Origin of the sequence: Nocardiopsis sp. TNDT3, from assembly GCF_003427465.1 — a bacterium.
GTDB lineage: Bacteria > Actinomycetota > Actinomycetes > Streptosporangiales > Streptosporangiaceae > Nocardiopsis > Nocardiopsis dassonvillei.
The window spans coordinates 1-3976 of record NZ_QPFC01000015.1 but is presented as its reverse complement, the minus strand read 5'-3'; the positions used below and the strand labels follow the sequence as shown (position 1 = coordinate 3976).

Below are 3976 nucleotides of genomic sequence, written 5' to 3'. Positions count from 1 at the left end.
CCCTGGGGGTGCCGGGCCGGGTGGGTCGTGGCCGTGGTGTGTGCTGGGGCGTTGCGGGTCTGCGTTCCGGGTTGCCGTGTGGTGGGGAAATGGGCACAGTAGGTCGCAATCCCCCGATTGAGGTGGGCCTGTTCGGCCTGTCTTCCGATGCGGCAAGAGGATGAGTGGGTATGGGCGGTCCGAGTGTCACTCCTGGTATGTGGGCCCGGGGTCTTTCCGGGCTGAGCGACCTGGTGTACGGGGTGGCCACGGAGGAGGCCCATGCGGAGGTGTTCTCCGTGCGCGGTGAGCGCGGCCGGTGGGAGCGGGTGAAGGCCGGCGGGTTCGCCACGGAGGTGACGGCGGTCGCCAAGGGTCTGGTGGCGGCCGGTGTGGGTGAGGGCGACCGGATCGTGGTGGTGTCGGGGTCGCATCAGGACTGGGTGCGCTTGGCGTTCGCCGTGTGGTCGGTGCGTGCGGTGTTGGTGCCGTTGCCGGAGTCGGTGTCGGCGGAGCGTTTGACGCATGTGGTGCGGCAGACGCGTCCGGCGGCTGCGGTGGTGCAGGGTGAGCGGTTGTTGCGCACGGTGTCGGGTTTGCAGCGTGAGTTGCCGGACCTGGGTCGGGTGTGGCGGATGGACGCGGGTCTGGCGGGTGTGGTGTCGCTGGGTGCGTATATGGACGCGTCGTCGGTGCGGTTTCGTCGGGACGGGGCGGTGGCCGAGGATGTGGCGGTGGTGCTGTATCCGGTGAGTACGGTGTCGCGGTTGACGCGGGGTGTGGTGTTGTCGCACGGGGCGTTGTTGTCGGCTGCGGCGGATGTGGTGGACCGGATGTGGCCGCGGTTGTCGGAGTTGCCTGAGGGCCGGGCGAGCACGTTGTTGGATCTGCCGTTGTCGCAGATCTCGGGGTTGGCTTCGTTGGTGGCGTGCATGGTGGGGCGTGTGCGTGTGGGGTTGGCGGGCCCGACGGGTTTGGTGCGGCAGATGGAGGCGTTCAAGCCGACGGTGCTGGTGTGTTCGGCTCGGGTGTTGCAGGGTGTCTTCGATGCGGAGCGGGGGAGTGCGCGTTCGACGGGGTGGGACTCGTTGGGCACGTTCAACGCGGCGGTGGAGTCGGCGGTGCAGTTCGACCGGTCGCCGCGCAGGAGTGCGTGGCAGCGGTTGTCGCGGACGATGTATGACTGGCAGTTCTCGCGGGTGCGGGAGTTGTTCGGTGGCCGGGTGCATCTGGCGGTGTGCTGGGGCGGTGGGCTGTCGGACCGGTTGGACTCCTTCTTCGGCGGTGTGGGGATTCCGGTGGTGCAGGCGTTCGGTACGGCCGAGGCGGGGGGTGTGTTCGCGGCCGGTGCTGTGGGGGACCGGGTTCCGGGGACGGTGGGGCGTGCCCTGGAGGGTCGTGAGGTGTGGGTGTCGCGTGAGGGCGAGATCCATGTGCGCGGCGGTGCGGTGTTCTCGGGGTACTGGGGTGAGGGTGAGGCCTCGCGGAGTGCGTTTCGTGAGGGGTGGTTGGCGACGGGGTACGCGGGTGAGGTGGACGCGGACGGGGTCGTGAGTGTGGCGGGCCGGTTGCGGGTGCAGGCGGCGACGGAGGAGTTGGCGGGGCGGTTCGTGGCGCGCGGGGCGGATGAGGCGCCTGCGTTGGAGGGCCGTGTGCTGCCGGAGTCTGAGGGGCGTGTGCTGGAGGGTCGTCCGGTGCAGGAGCAGCGGCGTGACTCCGAGGAGGATGTGCGTCGGCGGGATGCGCGTGCGTTGGAGGGCCGCGCGTTGGAGGCTTCGGTGGAGCAGGAGCCCGGTGCGGCCTCGGATGGGGGTTCGGGGGAGATGCTGGCGGTGACGGCGGCGTTCGCCGCGGTGGATCCGGCTGGGGGCGGGGAGCCCGCCGTGGTGGAGCCGCAGGACCAGCGTGTGGAGCGGGGGGACGCGGAGCTGGTGGCGGAGTTCGAGGCGCGGTTGCGTGCCCATCCGTTGATCAGTCAGGTGTTGGTGATCGTGGAGGGGCGGCCGTTCGCGAGTGCGTTGGTGACGTTGGTGCGTGACCAGTTGGAGTACTGGCGGTTGGTGAACGGTCGGCCGTTGGCGATGGCTCCGGAGGAGATCGCGGGGGACCGTGAGCTGCTGCGTGAGGTGCAGGGGTTGGTGTACGAGGCCAATCGGAGTGTGCCTCGTCATCTGGCGGTGCGGTCGTTTCATGTGTTGGCGGAGGAGTTCACGGTGCAGTCGGGGTTGGTGCACGCGTCGGGGGAGTTGCGGCGTGAGGCGGTGTTGCGGGCGTTCGCGGAGGAGATCGACGGGTTGTACCGGGTGCGGCGTGAGCAGCAGTAGGGGGTAGTAGGCGGCGGTGTCGGTGGCCGCGGTCCGGGCCGGGTGGTCTGGGCCGCGGCCTTTGGTGTGTGTATGGCGGTCGGTGCGGCCGTGCCGGTGTGTCCGTGGAGTGCCTGGGCCGGGGGTCGGGTGCGGTGACCGCCGTGCTGGTGGCGCGGTAGCCGGTGTTGGACGCTGTGGGTGCACACGTGTGGTCCGGCTGGGCGGGTGTTGGGCGCCGAACCGGTGTGAGGGGGATGGTTACTGGCCGTTGAGGAAGGCCAGGACGGCCAGGACGCGGCGGCTGTCGTCGGAGGAGGGCGGCAGGTCGAGTTTGGTGAAGATGTTGTTGATGTGCTTGCTGACGGCTTTTTCGGTGATGTAGAGGCGTGCGGCGATGGCGGAGTTGGAGCGTCCTTCGGCCATTTCGGACAGGACCTCGCGTTCGCGGGGGGTGAGTTGGGCGAGGGGGCCGCTCTGGTCCTGGCGGGCGAGGAGTTGGGAGATGACGGCGGGGTCCATGGCGGTGCCGCCGTCGGCGACGCGGCGGACGGCTTCGATGAACTGGCCGATGTCGAAGACGCGGTCCTTGAGGAGGTAGCCGACGCCGCCGGTGTCGTCGGAGAGCAGTTCGCGGGCGTAGAGCTGTTCGACGTGCTGGGAGAGCACGAGGATGGGCAGGCCGGGGATCTGGGTGCGGGCGGCGATGGCGGCTTGGAGGCCTTCGTCGGTGAAGGTGGGGGGTAGGCGGACGTCGACGACGGCGACGTCGGGTTTGTGTTCGGTGAGGGCGGTGTGCAGGTCGGGGCCGTTGTCGACGGCGGCGACGACGGTGAAGTCGTGTGCCTGGAGGAGTCGGATCAGGCCGTCTCTGAGGAGGGCAAGGTCTTCGGCGATGACAACACGCACGGGATCTCCAGGGTCACGATGGTGGGGCCGCCCGGTGGGCTGGTGATGTTCATCGTGCCATCAAAGGCGTCCAGGCGTCTGCGGATGCCGGCCAGGCCGCTGCCGGGGGCGGGGTCCGCGCCGCCGGTGCCGTTGTCGGTGACGGTGATGACCAGGCGGTTGCGGCCGTGGTTGATGTGGATCCAGGCGTGGGTGGCGTGGGCGTGTTTGGCGGTGTTGGTGAGGAGTTCGGCGATGGCGAAGTAGGCGGCGGACTCCACGGGGTCGGCGGGGCGGCCGCGGAGGTCGATGGTGACGGTGATGGGCAGGTGGTGGGTGAGGGCGAGGGCGTGGACGGCGCCGTCGAGGCCGCGTTCGACGAGGACGGGTGGGTGGATGCCGCGGACGAGGTCGCGGAGTTCGGTGAGGGCGTGGCGGGTGGTTTCGCGGGCTTCGGTGAGCATGGCGCGGGCGGTTTCGGGGTCTTTGTCGACGATTTGTTCGGCCATGCCCAGGTTCATGCCCAGGGCGACGAGGCGGGCTTGGGCGCCGTCGTGGAGGTCGCGTTCGATGCGGCGGATCTCGGAGGCCTGGGTGTCGATGGTGTGGGCGCGGCTGGTGGCCAGGTGGGCGACGCGGGCGGTGAGTCGGGCTTTTTCGGAGGGGGAGAGCAGGAGGCGGTTGAAGCGTAGGTAGGTGTCGGCGGCCAGGGGGATGAGGAGCCAGCCCAGGGTGATGAGGGCCAGGGCGGGGATGAGGATGATGAGTTGGTTGAGGGTGGTGGTGGGGGTGTAGGTGTCGTAGAG

At 69.6% G+C, this 3976-nt stretch carries 3 protein-coding genes; 1 reads left to right on the top strand and 2 read right to left on the bottom strand.

Going from position 1 to position 3976, the window contains the following annotated elements; genetic code table 11:
- Nucleotides 1–197 precede the first annotated feature (197 nt).
- On the top strand, nt 198–2303 hold the full coding sequence (locus DQW06_RS00330; RefSeq protein ID WP_117197736.1) for an AMP-binding protein: 2106 nt from the start codon (nt 198–200) through the stop codon (nt 2301–2303).
- A 240-nt stretch (nt 2304–2543) separates the two neighbouring features.
- On the opposite strand, the gene DQW06_RS00325 is transcribed toward DQW06_RS00330, so the two are convergent.
- On the bottom strand, nt 2544–3191 hold the full coding sequence (locus DQW06_RS00325; protein ID WP_013152994.1) for a response regulator transcription factor: 648 nt from the start codon (nt 3189–3191) through the stop codon (nt 2544–2546).
- The coding region (locus DQW06_RS00320; protein WP_198662346.1) for a sensor histidine kinase at nt 3143–3976 on the bottom strand (834 nt) is incomplete at its 5' end. The genes DQW06_RS00325 and DQW06_RS00320, both read right to left, overlap by 49 nt.